This window comes from Nocardiopsis terrae (assembly GCF_014651695.1).
In the GTDB taxonomy this organism is placed as follows: domain Bacteria; phylum Actinomycetota; class Actinomycetes; order Streptosporangiales; family Streptosporangiaceae; genus Nocardiopsis; species Nocardiopsis terrae.
Map to the genome: position 1 here is coordinate 18,084 of NZ_BMXJ01000007.1, position 17,624 is coordinate 35,707.

17 protein-coding genes are annotated in these 17,624 nt (G+C 70.5%); 8 read left to right on the plus strand and 9 right to left on the minus strand.

Annotated elements, in window-relative coordinates; translation table 11 throughout:
• Positions 1–220 precede the first annotated feature (220 nt).
• The 3 genes from serB to IE195_RS20015 form a co-directional block, all read right to left on the minus strand.
• Entirely contained in the window at positions 221–1,432 is a 1,212-nt protein-coding gene (serB, locus tag IE195_RS20005) for a phosphoserine phosphatase SerB (protein WP_191273804.1), read from the minus strand.
• 91 nt (positions 1,433–1,523) lie between these two features.
• Complete coding sequence (locus tag IE195_RS20010) at positions 1,524–2,144, minus strand: DUF1707 SHOCT-like domain-containing protein (protein ID WP_191273806.1); 621 nt, start codon at positions 2,142–2,144, stop codon at positions 1,524–1,526.
• 139 nt (positions 2,145–2,283) lie between these two features.
• Positions 2,284–3,039, minus strand: coding sequence for an Rv1486c family protein (locus IE195_RS20015; RefSeq protein ID WP_191273809.1), 756 nt, complete (start codon positions 3,037–3,039; stop codon positions 2,284–2,286).
• 56 nt (positions 3,040–3,095) lie between these two features.
• Between IE195_RS20015 and IE195_RS20020 the strand changes: the two genes are divergently transcribed.
• The 3 genes from IE195_RS20020 (at position 3,096) to IE195_RS20030 (ending at position 5,980) form a co-directional block, all read left to right on the plus strand.
• Positions 3,096–3,881, plus strand: coding sequence for an ABC transporter ATP-binding protein (locus tag IE195_RS20020; protein ID WP_191273811.1), 786 nt, complete (start codon positions 3,096–3,098; stop codon positions 3,879–3,881).
• Between the two features lie 268 nt (positions 3,882–4,149).
• A complete protein-coding gene (locus IE195_RS20025; protein ID WP_191273813.1) occupies positions 4,150–5,076 on the plus strand; it encodes an SPFH domain-containing protein in 927 nt (308 codons plus the stop codon).
• A 145-nt stretch (positions 5,077–5,221) separates the two neighbouring features.
• A complete protein-coding gene (locus IE195_RS20030) occupies positions 5,222–5,980 on the plus strand; it encodes a sulfite exporter TauE/SafE family protein (protein WP_191273815.1) in 759 nt (252 codons plus the stop codon).
• Between the two features lie 12 nt (positions 5,981–5,992).
• Here IE195_RS20030 and IE195_RS20035 read toward each other — a convergent pair whose 3' ends face one another.
• The 3 genes from IE195_RS20035 to IE195_RS20045 form a co-directional block, all read right to left on the minus strand.
• Entirely contained in the window at positions 5,993–6,625 is a 633-nt protein-coding gene (locus tag IE195_RS20035) for an HD domain-containing protein (protein ID WP_191273817.1), read from the minus strand.
• A gap of 204 nt (positions 6,626–6,829) precedes the next feature.
• Positions 6,830–7,708, minus strand: coding sequence for an alpha/beta hydrolase family protein (locus IE195_RS20040; protein ID WP_191273818.1), 879 nt, complete (start codon positions 7,706–7,708; stop codon positions 6,830–6,832).
• On the minus strand, positions 7,702–8,292 hold the full coding sequence (locus IE195_RS20045; protein WP_191274631.1) for a TetR/AcrR family transcriptional regulator: 591 nt from the start codon (positions 8,290–8,292) through the stop codon (positions 7,702–7,704). Before IE195_RS20045 ends, IE195_RS20040 begins: the two co-directional genes overlap by 7 nt.
• A 450-nt stretch (positions 8,293–8,742) precedes the next feature.
• Between IE195_RS20045 and IE195_RS20050 the strand changes: the two genes are divergently transcribed.
• Positions 8,743–10,203, plus strand: coding sequence for an aldehyde dehydrogenase (NADP(+)) (locus IE195_RS20050; RefSeq protein WP_191273821.1), 1,461 nt, complete (start codon positions 8,743–8,745; stop codon positions 10,201–10,203).
• Between the two features lie 45 nt (positions 10,204–10,248).
• On the opposite strand, the gene IE195_RS20055 is transcribed toward IE195_RS20050, so the two are convergent.
• Complete coding sequence (locus IE195_RS20055; protein WP_191273823.1) at positions 10,249–10,899, minus strand: hypothetical protein; 651 nt, start codon at positions 10,897–10,899, stop codon at positions 10,249–10,251.
• Between the two features lie 55 nt (positions 10,900–10,954).
• Here IE195_RS20055 and add point away from each other — a divergent pair, with 55 nt between their 5' ends.
• Positions 10,955–11,989: an adenosine deaminase gene (add, locus tag IE195_RS20060; protein ID WP_191273825.1), complete on the plus strand. Its 1,035-nt coding sequence runs from the start codon at positions 10,955–10,957 to the stop codon at positions 11,987–11,989.
• A gap of 76 nt (positions 11,990–12,065) precedes the next feature.
• Here the strand turns inward: add and IE195_RS20065 are convergent, their stop codons facing one another.
• A complete protein-coding gene (locus IE195_RS20065; protein WP_191273827.1) occupies positions 12,066–13,187 on the minus strand; it encodes a CapA family protein in 1,122 nt (373 codons plus the stop codon).
• A gap of 871 nt (positions 13,188–14,058) precedes the next feature.
• Here IE195_RS20065 and IE195_RS20070 point away from each other — a divergent pair.
• The 3 genes from IE195_RS20070 (at position 14,059) to IE195_RS20080 (ending at position 17,024) form a co-directional block, all read left to right on the plus strand.
• Positions 14,059–15,102 (plus strand): chaplin, encoded by a 1,044-nt coding sequence (locus tag IE195_RS20070; protein ID WP_191273829.1) that lies wholly within the window; start codon positions 14,059–14,061, stop codon positions 15,100–15,102.
• A 176-nt stretch (positions 15,103–15,278) separates the two neighbouring features.
• Positions 15,279–16,175 carry an SURF1 family cytochrome oxidase biogenesis protein gene (locus IE195_RS20075; protein WP_191273831.1) on the plus strand — a complete coding sequence of 299 codons (897 nt, stop codon included), beginning with the start codon at positions 15,279–15,281 and terminating at the stop codon, positions 16,173–16,175.
• Positions 16,176–16,199: 24 nt separating this feature from the next.
• A complete protein-coding gene (locus IE195_RS20080) occupies positions 16,200–17,024 on the plus strand; it encodes a class I SAM-dependent methyltransferase (RefSeq protein ID WP_191273833.1) in 825 nt (274 codons plus the stop codon).
• Between the two features lie 10 nt (positions 17,025–17,034).
• Here IE195_RS20080 and IE195_RS20085 read toward each other — a convergent pair whose 3' ends face one another.
• Positions 17,035–17,577 carry an RNA 2'-phosphotransferase gene (locus IE195_RS20085; protein ID WP_191273835.1) on the minus strand — a complete coding sequence of 181 codons (543 nt, stop codon included), beginning with the start codon at positions 17,575–17,577 and terminating at the stop codon, positions 17,035–17,037.
• Between the last annotated feature and the right edge of the window lie 47 nt (positions 17,578–17,624).

Consider the following 17,624-nt stretch of genomic DNA (forward strand, 5'->3'; position numbering starts at 1 on the left):
TGGGGGTGGGGTGGGGGTGCAGGGACCCGCCCGGGTGCGGCTTCAAACAGCGGGTGGTGGGGGCCTGAACCCCCTGGGGCACGGGGGCCTGACGAGCGCGGCAACCCCCTGGAGGGCTGTCACCTGAAAGCGCACGTCCGAACCCCAGTGGTGAAGGGGGGTCTGTGCTGTGCCGCTTGCTACGGCGGAGGGCGGGGCCCAAACCCCTTGGGCAGGGGGTTCAGGCGTGGAGGTCGGCGGCTTCGATTTCCTCGCGGGTGATGCCGAGGATGAAGGCGATCGTGTCCAGGTACGGCACGTTGACCGAGGTGTCGGCCTGTTGGCGGACCACGGGTTTGGCGTTGAAGGCCACGCCCAGGCCGGCGGTCTGGAGCATGTCGAGGTCGTTGGCGCCGTCGCCGATGGCGACGGTCTGGGCCAGGGGGACGCCGGCCTCCTCCGCGAAACGCTGGAGGGTGGTGGCTTTGCCCTTGCGGTCGATGATGGGGCCCACCAGTTCGCCGGTGAGTTTGCCGTCGATGATTTCGAGGGTGTTGGCCGCCGAGTAGTCCAGGTCCAGGCGCTCCACGAGGACGTCGGTGATCTGGGTGAAGCCGCCGCTGACGATTCCGCACTCGTAGCCCAGGCGCTTCAGGGTGCGGACCAGTGTTCGGGCGCCCGGGGTCAGTTCGATCTCGTCCCGGACCAGGTCGATGGCGGACACGTCCAGGCCCTTGAGGAGGGAGACGCGGCGGCGGAGCGACTCCTCGAAGTCCAGCTCGCCCCGCATGGCCTCCTCGGTGACCTTGGCGACCTCCTGTTCGCAGCCCGCGTGTGCGGCGAGCAGCTCGATGACTTCGCCCTGGATCAGGGTCGAGTCGACGTCCATGACGATGAGGTGCTTGCCTCGGCGGTGCAGGCCGCTGGACTGGACGGCCACGTCCACGCCCTGGGTGGCGGACTCCATGGCCAGTTCGGCACGGAGCTGGTCCGGGTTGCCTCCGGAGATCTCCATCTCCACGGACGTCACCGGGTAACCGGAAAGCCGTTCGATCCGGTCGATGTTGGCGCCCGAGCGGGCCACACAGGAGGTGATGGCGCCCAGGGCGCCGGGGCGGAGCGGGGCGGCCAGGACGGTCACGTGCAGCCTCTCCGCGGAGGTCTCGTTCACCCGTCCGTTGCCGACGCCGTACTCGACCTCCATATCGAGGTCGATCGCGGTCTTGTCCAGGGCGGCGCGGACCTCCTCGAAGACCCGCTGGCGACTCACCCCCGGGGCTACCCGCTCGTCGACCTCCAGGACGGAACCCAGGACCAGCCGCCCGCCCAACACGACCTGCTCCAGGTCGACGATGGTGACGGGGAAGACGGAGAGGGTGCTCAGAAGGCGTGCGCTGATGCCAGGGCGGTCGCGCCCGGTCACCGTTACCAACAACGTGGATTCATCACTCATGGCGTTGTCCACGGTACTCGGCCATGGGACGGGAGTGACTGGCAGGGGCGGAGGTTTTCGCAGCTAGTTCACTATGTGGACAGAAAGACGTTCACTTCTTGCGCTTCTTCTTCGCCTTCTTGGCCTTCACGTCCACCCCGCCCAGCATGCACGTCCCGGTCAGATGCACGACGGGGGCGTTCGGGTCTGTGACCTGGTCCGTTCCGTGGAGGTCCGCACCACCGAGAATCGCCGACGTGTTGTTGATCACCCGGACCCCGTGGGGCACGGTGATGTCCACCCCGCCCAGGATCACGGCGAGCTGGATGGTCACCTCGTGCTGGCTCAGCACCGCCTCGCGAAGGTCCAGTTCGACCCCTCCGCACAGGACCGACACGTTGGTGCGGGGTTCGACCAGCCATCGGCCGCGGCGTTCACATCCGCCGAAGACGGCCACGAGGTTCTCCGAACCCTTGCTCTGGCCGGCCAGGTCACGGGCCTCGCTACCGAGGACCTCCATGCCGTTGTCGGGGCCGCCGCGGTGCGCAGGGGTGTTTCCGGGCAGATCGGAGATGATCGGGCCGAGCTCACCGATGGTCTTGGCCCTGTACAGGGTGTCCAGCCGCTCCTCGTGTTCGACCGGGCTGAGGCGGCCTTCCGCCAGGGCGTCCCGGAGCCGTTCGGCAACCTGGTCCCGGTCCGCGTCCGAAGCTCGGATGTGCTCGGGTTGCATGATGACGGCTCTCCTCCTCTGTGGGTCGGCCACGAACGGCCTCTCACCCCAGTATCGGTGCGACCGGTGCTGTCGCGGATCAGGTGAATCCCCTGGCTTCACCCCGAGAATTCCCGGCACCGCCACCAGGGTCCCACTTTCAGCGGGGAAGCTCTATGGCCGCGTGCGCGGCCACCCGGGCCCGGCGCACAGCCGCGTCCAGCGTGCGCAGGGCCTCCTGCCGCAGCCGTGCCTGGTGGGCGGTGAGCCCCCGGCCGGAGCCGGGCTCGGCGAGCTCCACCATCCTCGCCAGCCTCTCGGCCTGTGCCGCCACCCTGTGGGCGCGCGGGGGGTAGCCGTGGGCCAGAGCCGGAACCCCCGGGTCGCCGAGGGCCCTGTGCACGGTCGGGGCGAACCCGGCCACGTCGTTCACGCCCTGGAGCTGTTCGGCGACCTCGACCAGGGTGAGCTTCAGCCGCCGTTCCGCCTCGGGGAGGTCGGGGATCTGGGGGACGGTGTCGTTCGCCGGATACGGGGCCCACGAAACGCCCACGTAGGATGAACCACGCCGGTCGGCGGAGGGCACCAGGCCCACCTGCCGTTCGGCGAGCTGCACCAGCACCCCCTCCTGAGCCTCGATGGCGGCCTGGTTGAGTTCGGCCGGGCCCACCAGCCCGAACGGGTCACCCCAGGCGGGCAGCGCCAACCGGAACACGGACAACCCCAGGCCGCGAAGGTGTACCAACGCGGTGCGCAGCGGTACGCCGCCGTCGAACGGCAGGTCTCCTGGCGGTACTGTCCCGATCAGGTTGGGGCCGCTCCGGCGTTCGACGGCGTCGACGGCGTCGTCCAACCCGACGTAGCCGGACAGCCAGGCGTTGCCCCAGGCGACGAGCGGTGCGGACGTCAAATGCATTACTTCAGGGTAGGGCGGCCCGTGCACCGGCGTGGGACGTGACGAGAAGGAGGATGATGGACGGGCGTGTTCTGGGCCTGAACGGGGTCACGGTACGACGCGGCGGGGAGAACCTGCTCGACGGAGTGGACTGGTCCGTGCTGGAGGGCGAGCGCTGGGTCATCCTCGGCCCCAACGGTGCGGGCAAGACGACCCTGCTGAACGTGGCCTCCAGCCAGCTCCACCCCACCTCGGGCAGGGCGGAGATCCTGGGGGAGCACCTCGGGGGCGTGGACGTGTTCGAGCTGCGGCCGCTGATCGGCTACGCGGGGGCCTCCGTGTCCGGCCGGATCGAGGAGGACACCCCGGTCCTGGATCTGGTCCTCAGCGCCGCCTACGGCTACCTGGGGCGTTTCCGGGAGGAGTACGGGGTCCCCGACTACGGGCGGGGCAGGGCGCTGCTGGGGCACTGGGGCGTCGGCGACCTCGCCGAACGGTACTTCCACACCCTGTCCGAGGGTGAGCGCAAGAGGGTGCTGATCGCCCGCGCGCTGATGTCCGACCCGGAACTGCTGCTCCTGGACGAGCCCGCGGCCGGGCTCGACCTGGGCGGCCGCGAGGACCTGCTGCGCCGGCTGGGCAAACTGGCCGGCAGCGAGTCCGCGCCCGCGCTGGTCGTGGTCTCCCACCACGTCGAGGAGATCCCGCCGGGCTTCACGCACGGCCTGCTGGTGCGGGACGGCGCGATCGTGCAGGCCGGCCCGCTGGACGAGGTGATGACCGCCGACCACCTCAGTGAGACCTTCGGTCTGCCGCTGAAGGTGGAGCGTGACGGGGAGCGGTGGACCGCCAGGGCCGTATAGGGATTGTTTTTATAGCGGCAATATATTGTCCGTTAATCCTATTTCCGTCCGGATGTGGTCGACCCGGATAGGTATGGGGTAGCGTCAACGTTCAGTGAGCGGATCGCTCTGTTTCGGCGCGCTTTGTGATCATCGCCTGGAGCGAAGCCGTGGGGCGCGGTCCGCCCCCCCACGCTGCCTGTCACCCCCGTCAGGAGATCCGGAGCCGCCTCAGATGCCGCTGCTGAACACCGTTACCCGGTCCGATACCGGGGGGGTCCGGTAACCCATGGCCCCGATCATCATCGTCGTACTGTTCGTCGCCGTCCTGTTGATCATCTTCTGGCGCAGTGTGCGTATCGTGCCGCACTCGATGGAGGACGTGGTCGAGCGTTTCGGTAAGTTCCACCGGACGCTCAGCTCCGGTTTCAACATCGTGGTCCCCGGTGTCGACCAGGTCCGGGAACGGATCGACCGCCGCGTCCAGGTGGTCAGCTTCCCGCCCCAGTCGGCCATCACCGAGGACAACCTGGCGGTCGAGGTCGACTCGGCGGTGTACATCCGTGTGGTCGACGCCTACCGGGCCACCTACGAGGTCGCCAACTTCATCCAGGCGGTCGAGCAGCTCACCCTCGCCACCCTGCGCAACGTCATCGGTGGCATGAACCTGGAGGGGACGCTCACCTCCCGCGACCAGATCAACCGCGAACTCAAGTCCGTCCTGGACGAGGCCACCCGCGACTGGGGCATCGAGATCAGCCGGATCGAGCTCAAGGGCATCGAGCCGCCGTCCTCCGTGCAGGAGGCGATGGAGATGCAGATGCGGGCGGATCGGGAGAAGCGCGCCCAACTGCTCAGCGCCGAGGGTGAGAAGCAGGCCGCCGTCCTGCGGGCCGAGGGTGAGCGCTCCTCTTCCGTGCTGAGGGCGAAGGGTAGCGCCGAGGCGCAGATGCTCACCGCAAAGGCCGACGCGGACGCGCAGACCCTGCGGGCCCGCGGTGAGGCCGACGCCATCCACATGGTCTTCAAGGCCCTGCACACGAGCCGGGTCGACCCGGACGTGCTGGCCTACCAGTACCTGCAGAAGCTGCCGGAGATCGCCAAGGGCGACGCCAACAAGGTGTGGATCGTGCCCGCCGAGATGGGGCAGGCGCTCCAGGGCGTCAGCAGCGCCTTCGAGCGGATCCAGAACGAGGTCGTGAAGATCCCGACCTGACCGGAGGACCACCGTCGGGCCCCGGGCGTTCGTCGCCCGGGGCCCGTGCCGGTACGAGCCCCGGCCTGATGATCCGATGACCCGGTCTCGTAGGCTGTGCTGGCCCTCGACGGTCGGGGAGCGACGGATATCGGGAAGCGGCGCGATGGAACTCTGGGAGGCCCTGGTCATTCTGCTCGCCGGTGTGGCCGCCGGCGGGATCAACGCCATCGCCGGGTCCGGGACGCTCTTCACCTTCCCGGTACTGCTCGCGCTCGGCTATCCGCCGATCACCGCAACGGTCTCCAACACCATCGGCCTGGCCCCCGGTACGCTCAGCGGCACCATCGCCTACCGGCGTGAGCTCGCCGGGCAGAAGTCCCGGGTCCTCCGGCTCGGCTCGATGTCCTTCCTCGGAGCGGTGACCGGAGCGCTGCTGCTGGTCCACCTGCCCTCCGGCGTGTTCGAGGCCGTGGTGCCGTTCATGATCGGTGCCGCCTGCGTGCTGATCATCCTCCAGCCCCGCATCACCACGTGGGTCCGCTCCCGTAAACCCGCCAGCCCCGACGGCGGCCCCTGGCTGCCGGTGGGCGCCTACGCGACCGGTACCTACGGCGGCTACTTCGCGGCCGCGCAGGGCATCATCCTGCTGAGTTTCCTGGGTACCGCGCTGGACGACGACCTCCAGCGGATCAACGCGCTGAAGAACGTGATGACCACCATCGCCAACACCACCGCGGCGGCCTTCTACATCGTGCTCGCCGCGCCCGCGTGGCCCGTGGTGGGGCTGATCGCGGTCGGCACCGTCATCGGCGGTTACCTGGGCGCCCGGTTCGGCCGGAAGCTCAGCCCGGCCGCGCTGCGCGTGTGCGTGGTGCTCGTGGGGCTGTCCGCCGCCGTCCAGCTGGTCGCGGGCCGGATCTGACCCGGGGCAAGCTCAGGCACCGCGGAAGTAGCCGCGCCGGTCGGCGTCGTCGATCAGGGCGCCGGCGTAGGCCCCCAGGGCTTCGGAGCCCTCGGCGATCAGCTTCACCTTCTCGGTGACCTGGGCCCGGGTCACCCCGAAACGTACCCAGGCACCGCCCTCGTTGTGCCAGTTGGCCAGGATGGGGGCCAACCGGTCGACCGCGCGGGCGAACCGGGCCTCCGGGGTGCGGCGGGCCTCGAACTCGTTCCACAGCTCACGGGCGTGCGCGGCCTGGTCCTCGGGGAGCAGGGGGAAGAGGCGGTCGGCGGCGGCGCGTTCGCGTTCGCGTTCGTCCTGCGTCTCGGCGTCCACCTGGTCGAAGAGGAAGGTGTCGCCCGCGTCGATCTCCACGATGTCGTGGATCACCAGCATCTCGGTGACGCGGTCGATGTCGGTGCCCTCGGGTGCGTACTCGGCGAAGGTGCGGGCGGACAGGGCCAGGTGCCAGGAGTGCTCCGCGGAGTTCTCCCTCCGGGAGCCGTCCACCAGCAGGTTCTGCCGCAGGACGCGCTTGAGTTTGTCCGCTTCGAGGAGGAAGCGCAGTTGCGCGTTCAGCCGCTCGTTGTCGACCCCGCTGGCAAGGACCGGTGCCGGTTCCGTCACGTGGTTCGCCCTCCTGGTGGATGAGTCGAAACGGGTCAGATGGGACCGCGGCGCGGTCGCCCCTGGATGATCCCATGGAACGTGTACCGGCTGTCGCGGCGGAGTCCGGGAAGCGGCCGCGGGGGAAGCCCGAGGGGTGGACCGGGTGAACCCCGGTCTTCTGCGCGCCCCACCCGGTCCCACCGGGCCGGGGCACGGGCCCGGCTAGGCGCCGGTGGCCGCTCGTACCTGCGCGGAAGGGGCCAGGTGCTGGTGGAACCACTCGGTCAGGGCCCGGTCGGTGAGGACCCCGGCCGGGGTGAGCGGGCCCGGTTCGAGGCCGGGCTCGGGGCCGATCGCGTGCGCCAGGTCGGGGACCACGATGTGACGGAGCGCATTCCCCGAGCCCTGTGCGGCCAGGGTGTCGTGGAAGGCCGAGCCGTGTGCGGGCGGGACCACCTCGTCCCGGCCGCCGTTGACGACGAGCAGCGGGGTCGCGTTTCGGGAGATCTCGGCGGCCCTTCCGGAGAGGTCCAGCCAGCCCCGGGTCTGCTGGGCCCGGGTGCTCCAGCGGTACGGAGTGCCCGTGCGGCGTTCGCGTGCGGCCACCAGCAGCGAGGGGTCGACGATGGGGTTGATGGCCGCGGCGGCGCCCACGGGGATCCGGTCCTCGGCCAGGGCCAGCAGCGCGGCGGTGGCCCCGGCGCCCACCCCGACCAGACCGACCGGGGCGTCGGAGACGGGGAAGGCCGAACGCAGCTCCTCGGTGACCCGGCGCAGCTCGGCCGCGGCCTCCTCCACCACGGGTCCGAAGAGTTCGACGAGGTAGTCGCGGGCCCCGCGCTGGTTGATCTCGGCGACGCCGCCCTCTGGCAGGCGCGCTCCGAACAGGGGGAGGCCGAGGTAGACCCGCCAGGCCGGGAGGGAGGCCATGGGCACGGCTCCGGCCAGAGCCGACTCGCTGCGCGGCGGCTCGAAGGCGTGCAGGCCCACGACGAGCGGTGCCGGGGACTCGGTGGGTACCGCCGGGGGCAGGGCGAGGAAGGGCACGCCTGCGGCGGTCCCGGTGACGGGACCGGACAGGGGCGGGGCGTCGGCTACCACGGGAGGTCACCTCCAGTGCGTTCGGAGAAGTGGGACAGGTAGCTGCTGACGAGGCGCTTGGCCTCGTACACCAGGGCGGGGTCGCCGTCGGGACTGTCGCGGAACGCGAGCTTGAGCACGGCGTCCGCCGCCTCGACGGCCACGTGGATGGCGCGGTCGAGTTCGTCGTCGTCGTTGATGCCGGTGACGGAGACGATGATCCTGCGCAACCGTACGGATATGACCCGGTTGTTGTCACTGCCGCCGCTGAGCAGCCGGGGGTCGACTATGTCACCGAAGTGCAGGCTGCGAAAACCCGGCACGTTGCGGTGCATGTCGATGTACTCGTCGATGATGGTGTCGACGGCGACGGTCCAGTGGGTGAACGAGGTGTCGGCCAGGCGGTCGGTGACACGGGCGCTGAACTGGTCCAGGAAACGCAGCCCGAGGGCCTGGGTGATCGCCTTCTTGTCCGGGAAGAACTGGTAGACGGAGCCGATGGCCACCCCGGCGCGTTCGGCGATCCGGGTGGTGGAGAGGTTGTCGTAGCCGACCTCGTCGAGCAGGTCGGCGCAGCAGTCGAGCATTCGCTGGACCCGGACCATGCTGCGTTGCTGGGCCGGGAGCCTGCGCAGAGGGGCCTGTGCGAACGCGAGTTCGTCGTTGGCGACGCTTGCGGGTCCGCGGCTCTCACGCGACGCGGTGGTCCCGTCGGCCGCACCGGGGGACCGCCGTGCGCGCGGGGGCGTTGAGCTTCGGGAATTAGTCGTCACACAACCTATGATGCCTTTCCGGAATCACCTGGTTCCGGGGAAATTCCAGTTTCGTGCCAAAGAACCCCGGGAGAGGCCGCCCTTGACGGGACCGGCCGACGTTCTTCGAGGTGGAAGCGGGAGTGAGGGAAGCGGAACGGAGTGGCCTCTTTTGTCCTCCACGCCCTCTGTTGTCGCTGTCGGTAGTCGGAATGTCGCATTCCGGTTCGTGTTGCAGGCGGGAGGGCGTGGCATTGTGGGGCCGTGCCCAACGCAGCGCACGTACCCCTCCAGGAGGTTGGCGTGAACACCGAAGCCCCCGAGACCACACCCGAAGAGCTCGACGCCGTACTGCGGCGCGCGGCCGACGCCGCACCGCTCTACGCGGCCCTGCCCGCCGCCGAACGCGCCCGCGCGCTGCGGGCCGTCGCCGACGCCCTGGACGGTGCGGTCGACGAACTCGTCCCCGTCGCCATGGCCGAGGCCCACTACCCGGAGGCACGCTGCCGGAGCGAGCTCGGCCGGACCACCTTCCAGCTCCGCCTGTTCGCGGACGTACTGGAGGAGGGCGAGTACCTGGAGGCGATGATCGACCCGGCCGACCCGGACTGGGGCACCCCCCGGCCGGACGTGCGGCGCCTGCTGGTACCGCTCGGCCCGGTGGTGGTCTTCGGGGCCAGTAACTTCCCCTTCGCCTTCTCCACCGCCGGAGGCGACAGCGCCTCCGCCCTGGCCGCCGGCTGTCCGGTCGTGGTCAAGGCCCACCCGGGCCACCCCGAACTGGCCCGGCGCACCGCCGACCTGGTCATCGCGGCGCTGGCGGATTCGGAGGCGCCCGAGGGGGTGTTCGCTCTGGTCAGCGGGTTCGAGGCGGGGCGGCGCGCGGTGACGCACCCGCTCACGCGTGCGGTCGGCTTCACCGGTTCCATCCCCGGCGGGCGGGCCCTGTACGACCTCGCCGTCTCGCGCCCGGAGCCCATCCCGTTCTACGGAGAGCTCGGCAGCGTCAACCCGGTCTTCGTGACCCGTGCGGCGATGGGGGCCCGGGGCGAGGGGATCCTCGAGGGTTACGCGGGGTCGGCCACGATGGGGTCGGGCCAGTTCTGCACCAAACCCGGGGTGGTGTTCGTCCCCGAGGGCGCCAAGCTGGACGCACTGGTCGACGACCTGGCGGCCCGGGCCGCGGCTCCGCTGCTCAACGACCGGGTGGCCGAGGGGTTCGCGCGGGGTCTGGACGCGCTGGCCGCACACCCCGCCACGGAGGTGCTGGTCAGCGGGGAGGAGACCGGACAGGGCCGGTCGCCGAGCCTGCTCCGTACCGACCTGGACTCCCTGCTGGAACACTCCGAGGACCTGCTCGCGGAGTGCTTCGGCCCCGCCACACTCGTGGTGACCTACCCCGACGAACGGCGTCTGCTGGAGGTGGGCGGGGTTCTGCGCGGTCAGCTCACCGTCACCGTGCACGGTGAGGAGGACGACCCGGTGGCTCCGGCGCTCCTGGCCCTGGGCGCCTCGGTGGCGGGGAGGGTGGTCTGGAACGGTTGGCCGACCGGGGTGGCGGTCACCCACGCGATGACCCACGGCGGCCCCTACCCGGCGACGACCGCGCCTTCGCACACCTCGGTGGGCAGTACCGCGATCCGCCGATTCCTGCGGCCGGTCACCTACCAGTCGGTGCCGCAGCCGCTGCTGCCCCCGGAACTGCGGGACGGCAACCCGCTTGCCGTGCCCCGGAGGGTCAACGGCGGGCTGCCGTCGGAGTGAGGTTCCGGTCCCCGGGCGTTCGGAGAGCCGGTGCTCTCCGAACGCTCAGGAGGCGGAGGCGTCGTAGGCCTCGCGGAAGGCCTTGAATCGTGTGTGCTGCCCCCTGGCGTAGGAGTAGACGAAGACGAAGACCATGAGGAACACGGTGGCGGGTGCGAGCTGGAACAGGTGCTGAGCATCGAACCCGGGGCCGATGACGTCGGCCAGGGGGAGCAGGGCGGCGAACACCATGACGACGAACAGCCCGCCCATGTAGTAGTTGGGGTTGCTGTTGTACACGAGCCTGTCGGACAGCCGGCGGGCCAGGTGGTTGATGTCCGGGTCCGGTCCGAGCCGTCCGCTGGCCGCCTGGAGCCTGGCCGAGGCGTACCGGACGGGGTCTGACTCCTCCACCTCGGGCAGGTTCCTCCCGTGGAAGTACATGGGCACGGCGACGAGGAGGGCGCCGACGAACGCCGCGACGAGGACCCCGACCAGGGTCCAACCCGGAATGTTGGTCGGATCGGTCAGGGACGGGGCGGCGGCGACGATGGCGAGGGCGGTGGTGGCCACCGCGGCCAGGGCAGCACCGCGGAGCGCGAAGCCCGCGGGGTGGTTCTGGGCGTAGAGCTGGATCCGGGCCCCGGTGATCTGGGAGCCGCTGGGGCGGGGGGCGTGGGGACCGTCTGGCTGAGGGTTGTTCCTCTGGAAGCTCATGTCCATGAAGGTACGGCGGTGGTCCCCGGTCCCACCACGCTCTTATGTTGGCTCTATGGATCAGATTTCCCCCACTTTCGTCAGGTCGCTCGTCCAGGACCTGCCCAAGGTGGAACTACACGTTCACCTTGAGGGCTCCATGCCGGCCGAGACCCTCTTCGAGCTGGCCGGACGGCATCGGGTGGAGGGCGTCCCCGACACCCTGGAGGAACTCAGGGACTGGTACGCCTTCACCGACTTCCCGCACTTCGTCGAGGTCTACCTGGCGTCGGTGCGCACTCTGCGGGAGGAGGCCGACTTCGCGCTGCTGACCTCGGTCGTCGCCGAACGGCTGGCCGCGCAGAACGTGCGCTACGCGGAGGTCCACGTGAGCCTCTACGCCCACCTGATGCGCGGCGTACCGTCGAAAGTGGTGTTCGACGGGATCGAGCGCGCCCGGTTGGACGCCGAACGCGAGCACGGCATCCGGCTGAGGTGGATCCCCGACTTCCCCGCCGACTTCGGGGTGGAGGCGGCCGAGAGGACGGTCGAGGCCGTGCTCCGGGACGGACCGCCGAGTGTGGTCGGGTTCGGGGTCGGCGGTGTGGAGACCCCGCTGGGCCAGTACGCCGACGTGTTCGGCCGGGCCCGGGCGGCCGGGCTGGCCAGCCTTCCGCACGCGGGTGAGCACGGCGGACCGGAACGGATCCGTGAGGCCCTGGACCTGCTGGGGGCCGAGCGGATCGGGCACGGCATCGACGTGATGAAGGACCCCGAGCTGGTCGAGCGGCTGGTGGCGGCACAGCTGCCGGTGGATGTCAGCCCCACGTCCAACATCTGCACGCGTGCGGTGCGGCGGATCGGTGAGCACCCGCTTCCCGCCATGCTCGACGCCGGCCTGCTGGTCACCCTCAACAGCGACGACCCCACCATGTTCGGCAGCGACCTGAGCGGTGAGTACGGGGTCGCCCACGGGTTGGTGGGGGCCGAGGGGCTGGTGCGGTTGGCCCGCAACGGGGTGCACGCCTCCTACCTCGGCGCGGCCCGGCGTCGGGAGCTGTTGGCGGAGATCGACGAGGTGGCCGCTCGGCACGGGGTGTCAGCGCACTGAGGCCCTGAGGCCCTGAGGCCCGGGGGCCGGGGCCGGTGCACGCACCGGCCCCCGGTGTACCGGCCCCGCCCACGGTCTAGGCCGGGGAGTCGCTGAGCGGCAGCCCGCACTCCTGGCGCATGTCCACCCAGTTCTGCTGGGCCCGGTCGGCCGCGTCCCCCTCGTAGGGGATCGGGACGCCGCCCTGGATCTGGGCGGGGGCCCAGTCGGACTCCAGGACGCTCCCCTGATCGAAGGTCAGGGTGAGGACGCCGGTCTCCGCGGTCGGGCCGCTGAAGTTGTAGAAGACGAAGTTGCTGAGCCCGTAGTGCACGTAGGCGTCACCCTGGAACCCTCCGGGGGAGAGCACGTGGGCGTGACCGCCGACCACGGCGCTGGCGCCCGCCTCGATGAGGTCGTCCGCCAGCTGGGGGGCGTGCGGGAGCGGGCAGTGCGAGCCCTCCAGCCCCCAGTGCAGGAAGACCACGACGTTGTCGTGCTCGGCTGCGGCCTCGGAGACCGCCTGGAGCATCCGGTCCTTGGACTCGGACTTGGTGGAGGCGAGCCCGGGCTTGCCGTCGTCGGCGGTCCAGGCGGAGATGAGGTGGTCGTCGAGCACGTCGGTGGCGCCGAACATGGCGATGCTCTGTCCGTTGACCTCGGCGACGTGCGGCGCGTAGGCCTCGTCCGCGTCCCGGCCCGCGCCCACGAGCGTGACGGGGGATTCCTCCCCGTTGTCGAGGGTGTCGATCAGCCCCGATTCGCTGTAGTCCATGCCGTGGTTGTTGGCGATGGTGGCCACGTCGACGCCCGCGGCGTCCAGGGCCTCCAGCGCACTGGGGGGTGCGCGGAAGACGAAGTCCTTGCCGGGGATGGGCGTACCGCCCTCGGTGACCGCGGTCTCCAGGTTGACCATGGCGAGGTCGGCGGCGGAGAGCTGCTCGGAGACGGGGCCGAGCGCGGTCGCCGGGTCGTTCAGGCGGGACCGGAGCAGCCCCTCGAACATCACGTCCCCGCCGAAGGCGACGCTGAAGGGTTCGGAAGCGGGCTCGGAGGAGGCCTGGGGCTCGGCAGTCCCCTCCTCCGGTGTTACGGCCCCCTCGTCCAGCTGCTCCTGGTCGTCCGTCGAGGAACAGGCGGCAACGAGTGCCAGTGCGAGGGTCGCGGCACCGGCCGCGAGGATCCTGTGGGTACGCGGGCGTGGGTCTTCCGGGTTCATACACGCTCCAGTGAGGGGGAATCAGGGGCCTGTCCGTCCGGTAGGACGCGTCCCCGCTGATCCCGGTTGGCCGTCGTGACCGGACAGAGGCCTTCGGCAGGCCCCGGCCCGTCATCGTTCTTTCGCCCTCCGTTGCGCGTGGTCCACGGAGGGTGTCTGTGGGATCGCTTGTCCGGTGTTGGCGGGCCCTTGGTCGGGAGATGGCTCGCCGGAGCCAGGGTAAACGGTTCTGACCAGCGGTTTTGTTCTTCCCTCTGATTTCGGCGCGTCGTTCCCGGTCAACTGCCGGAGGGGCCGGGGGGTGGTGGGGCGTTCGCTGGGGTGTCGGTTCGCGTCTTCGGTGGTGCAGACAACTCCTTCTCTGGCAAAAAGGGTGTTAGCGGCATTCGTTGCATAAGGTATTAGGCGCTCCGAGGAGGCAGGAAAACGAATCTACGAAGTCTTTTAGTTTTCTTCTGTGGATGCTCGGATGGATTTTTTTCGACCCACTCCGTTACTTTGAGTTGTCATCTGAATGCTTAAAGTTGTTAAGTAAAGCCCTTTGAACAGCCACTATGCCTCTGTGTAATTATGCAAAAGCATAGGGTGTCCAGGGCTTGGGGAAACATTTCAAGAAAAGGCCTGCGCGCCCTGTATGGCTGCTAGCGTTTCGGTCTGTTGGCGGTTCCAGTCGGAAAGAACTCCGAAAGAACCGAACCGCCATCTCTGCCTGTGCACGCGGGCCACACCGCCGTCCCGACGACTTCGAGGACGGGCCCGCCCCTCGTGCGACCCGGGTCGCCGCATCCACGGCGCCGGGCTCGGGCACACGGCAGGCGCGCCCCGCTCAGCGCATCCCCTGGCAGTCTTCGTGAAAGGTCCAAGCCGCACCATGCGAAACACGTTCCGTTACTCCTTCGCCACCGCACTGACCGCGGGGCTGGTGCTCGCGCCGTTCAGCGCCGCGTTCGCCGACGCCGAGACCGACGGCTCCGGCGGTGTGGCCAGCGGCAACCAGGTCCTCGTCCCCGTCGACGTCGAGGCCGACCTGTGCGGTAACTCACTGGCCGTGCTCGGGATCTCCCAGGCCAAGTGCACCCAGGTGTCCGAGGTCCTCTACGAGAGCAGCGGCCAGGGCGCCTCCACCGACGGTTCCGGCGGTGTGGCCAGCGGCAACCAGATCGTCGTCCCGGTCGACGCCGCCATCGACATCTGCGGCAACTCCGTGGCCGTGGCCGGGATCTCCAAGGCCGACTGCGTCGAGGTCGTCGAGGACCTGGAGGAGGAGGCCGACGACGCCCCCAGTACCTACACCGACGGTTCCGGCGGTGTGGCCAGCGGCAACCAGATCGTCCTTCCGGTCGACGCCGCCATCGACATCTGCGGCAACTCCGTGGCCGTCCTGGGCGCCTCCAGCGCTCAGTGCAACACGATCATCAACATCATCCACGCCTCCCCGGACAACGAGGCCGCCCCCGCCACCGACGGTTCGGGCGGTGTGGCCAGCGGCAACCAGGTCGTGGTCCCGGTCGACGCGGCCGTCGAGATCTGCGGCAACGCCGTGGCGGTGCTCGGCATCGCCGAGGCCGCCTGCGTCGAGCAGATCTCCGACGAGGAGGAGCCCGAGGAGCCGGGCGAGACCGAGGAGCCGAAGGACCCCGAGGAGCCGGGCGAGACCGAGGAGCCGAAGGACCCCGGGGAGCCGGGCGAGACCGAGGAGCCGAAGGACCCCGGTAACGAGAAGGACGAGGACGGCTCCGACAAGGGCGACGAGAAGCCCGCACCCGAGGAGCAGGCCGGCGAGGAGCTCGCCGTGACCGGTGGCGCGCTGAGCGGCCTGGTCGCCGCGGCCGTGGCCGCGGTGGGCGCCGGCGGTGCCGGTCTGTACTTCGCCCGTAAGCGCAAGGCCGCCGCGGCCGTCGCTGACGAGGAGTAGGCCCGCAGAGCAGGACGTATGCCACACGGGGCCGCCGGCAGGACCGGCGGCCCCGCCCGCGTGTCCGGGGAGGCCCTCCGCTCGGGCGGGGTGGGGCCGCTGGCGGGAGCGGCGGGCGAGGCTCCGGAGACGGGGGCGGTGCGGGTCGGCCGGGAGCGTCTCATAACCTCGAAGACGTGCTCAAAGTCCTGTTCTCCTCACGCATGACGGCCTTCCACGCGATGGTCGTGGTTCTCGTGCCGGCCTTCGTCTGGCTGGGGTTCTGGCAACTGGACCGGGCCGAGATGCGCAGCGCGGCGGTCGACCTCCAGCGGGACAACGTCGCGGCCGACCCCGTCCCCGTCGGCGAACTCGCCTCCGTGGGCGGCGACGTCGACCCGGCCGACCGCTGGCGCACGGTCGAGGCCACCGGAACCTGGGACCCCGAGCACGAGGTGCTGCTGCGCAACCGGGACGGCTCCCGGGGTGTGGGCTTCCACGTCCTGACCCCGCTGGTCACCGAGGACGGTACCGGTCTCCTGGTCAACCGGGGGTGGATCGAGCGCGGGGAGAACGCGAAGGACACCCCGGACGCCCCGCCCCTGCCCGAGGGCACCGTCGAGGTGACCGGGCGCCTCCAGTTCGGCGAGACCGAGGAGAACACCGGGCTGCACAACCGCGAGGGCATGCCCGAGGGCCAGATCATGTTCGTCGACGTGGACATGCTGGCGGAGGAGCTGCCCTACCCGATCTACGGCGGCTACGTGGAGCTCACCGGGCAGGACCCCGTGCCCGACCCGGCGCCGGAGCGGGTCGCCCTCCAGGAGGAGGACACCGGCATGAGCGCCTCCTACGCCGTGCAGTGGTGGGTGTTCGCCGTCGTCGCCGTCGTGGGATGGGTCGTCCTCATCCGCCGTGAACTGCGCGACGCGCGCAGTGGCGCGGCGGGCGGCGAAGCCGGAGCGGAGGGCGGGGACCGCCGGAGCGGCGGCGAGCCGGGGGCCGGAGCGGCCCACGGGAACGGGGACACTGGGGAGGGGCCCGAGGAGGGCCCCGCACCGGCGGAGGAGGGGCCCGGGCGGACCCGGGCCTGAACCCGCCCCGGACCTAGGAGCATCGTGTACGACGAGGTGGACTACCCGGAGCCCGGACAGGTGGAACGGCGCGCGGTGGGGGGCGCGGAGAGCGCCCGGGCCGGGCGGCTCTGGTGGGACGGTGCCGCCGACGCCTACCAGGCCGAACACGGGGACTTCCTCCGCGACGCGGGTTTCGTCTGGTCCCCCGAGGGGGTGGACGAGGCCGAGGCGGGGCTGCTCGGCGACGTGAGCGGGAAGAGGGTCCTGGAGGTCGGCTGCGGCGCGGGCCAGTGCGGCCGGTGGTTGCGCTCCCGGGGGGTGCGCGAGGTGGTCGGGTTCGACCTGGCCCGGCGGCAGCTCCAGCACTCCGGGCGGATCGACGAGCAGACCGGGCACCGGTTGCCCGTGGTCCAGGCCGACGCCCAGCGGATGCCGTTCGCCGACGACTCCTTCGACGTGGTCTTCTCCGCCTTCGGGGCGTTCCCGTTCGTGCCCGCGGCCGAGTCCGCCCTCGCCGAGGCGGGGCGCGTGCTCAGGCCCGGAGGGCGGTTCGTGTTCTCGGTGACCCACCCGATCCGGTGGTGTTTCCCCGACGACCCCACCGAGCAGGGGATGACGGTCAACCAGTCCTACTTCGACCGCCGGGCCTACGTGGAGGAGGACGGCGCGGGCCGGGCGGTCTACGTCGAGCACCACCACACCGTTGGTGACTGGCTGCGCGGGATCGTCGCGGCCGGCCTGGTCCCGCAGGACATGGTCGAGCCGGAGTGGCCGCAGGACAACGACCAGGTGTGGGGCGGCTGGGGGCCGGTGCGCGGCAGGATGGTTCCCGGCACGGCCATCTTCCAGGCGGTCAAACCCGTCTGAGGGCGGTTGTTCAGCCGACCAGGTACTCGGGCGGGACGGCGTCGGCCAGCCAGACCCCGTTCCCGGTGAGGCGGAACTCGTGGCCCTCGGCGTGCATGCGCGCGGAGTCGACGGTGACCACGACCGGTGTGCCCCTGCGTGCGCCGACCCTGCGCGCGGTCTCCGGGGCCGGGGACAGGTGCATGTGGTGCCGGTTCATCGGGCGTAGTCCCTCACGGTGGATCGCGGGCAGGAAGCGGCCCACGGTGCCGTGGAAGAGGCGGGTGGGCGGTGCTGTCGGCTCCAGTCGGAGATCGACGCGGACCGAGTGCCCCTGCTGGGCGCGGATCCGCAGGCCGTCCGGGCTGAGCGCGAAGCGTTTCCTGTCGTTGGTCTCCACGATCTCCCGCAGCCCTTCGGGGGTGAGGCGCAGACCGGCGCGGCGGCATCCGGAGACGAGGGCGTCGGTCCCGGTCCAGCCCTGGGGGTCGAGTGTCAGCCCGGCCCGGGCGGGGTCGTGCCGCAGGACCAGGGCGAGGAATCTGGACGCGCGGTGGAGTTCCTTGTCGTTCATGGATTCCATGGTGCGGACCGGGAGCTGTCGGTTCCAGGGGTTTTCGG

What these genes read in the sequence shown, in the direction of transcription:
- IE195_RS20065 (WP_191273827.1), bottom strand. Translation starts at nt 13,187, where the DNA reads ATGAACCCGGAAGACCCACGCCCGCGTACCCACAGGATCCTCGCGGCC.
- IE195_RS20025 (WP_191273813.1), top strand. Translation starts at nt 4,150, where the DNA reads ATGGCCCCGATCATCATCGTCGTACTGTTCGTCGCCGTCCTGTTGATC.
- IE195_RS20045 (WP_191274631.1), bottom strand. Translation starts at nt 8,292, where the DNA reads ATGGTCCGGGTCCAGCGAATGCTCGACTGCTGCGCCGACCTGCTCGAC.
- IE195_RS20085 (WP_191273835.1), bottom strand. Translation starts at nt 17,577, where the DNA reads ATGAACGACAAGGAACTCCACCGCGCGTCCAGATTCCTCGCCCTGGTC.
- IE195_RS20015 (WP_191273809.1), bottom strand. Translation starts at nt 3,039, where the DNA reads ATGCATTTGACGTCCGCACCGCTCGTCGCCTGGGGCAACGCCTGGCTG.
- add (WP_191273825.1), top strand. Translation starts at nt 10,955, where the DNA reads ATGGATCAGATTTCCCCCACTTTCGTCAGGTCGCTCGTCCAGGACCTG.
- serB (WP_191273804.1), bottom strand. Translation starts at nt 1,432, where the DNA reads ATGAGTGATGAATCCACGTTGTTGGTAACGGTGACCGGGCGCGACCGC.
- IE195_RS20070 (WP_191273829.1), top strand. Translation starts at nt 14,059, where the DNA reads ATGCGAAACACGTTCCGTTACTCCTTCGCCACCGCACTGACCGCGGGG.
- IE195_RS20055 (WP_191273823.1), bottom strand. Translation starts at nt 10,899, where the DNA reads ATGAGCTTCCAGAGGAACAACCCTCAGCCAGACGGTCCCCACGCCCCC.
- IE195_RS20020 (WP_191273811.1), top strand. Translation starts at nt 3,096, where the DNA reads ATGGACGGGCGTGTTCTGGGCCTGAACGGGGTCACGGTACGACGCGGC.
- IE195_RS20010 (WP_191273806.1), bottom strand. Translation starts at nt 2,144, where the DNA reads ATGCAACCCGAGCACATCCGAGCTTCGGACGCGGACCGGGACCAGGTT.
- IE195_RS20030 (WP_191273815.1), top strand. Translation starts at nt 5,222, where the DNA reads ATGGAACTCTGGGAGGCCCTGGTCATTCTGCTCGCCGGTGTGGCCGCC.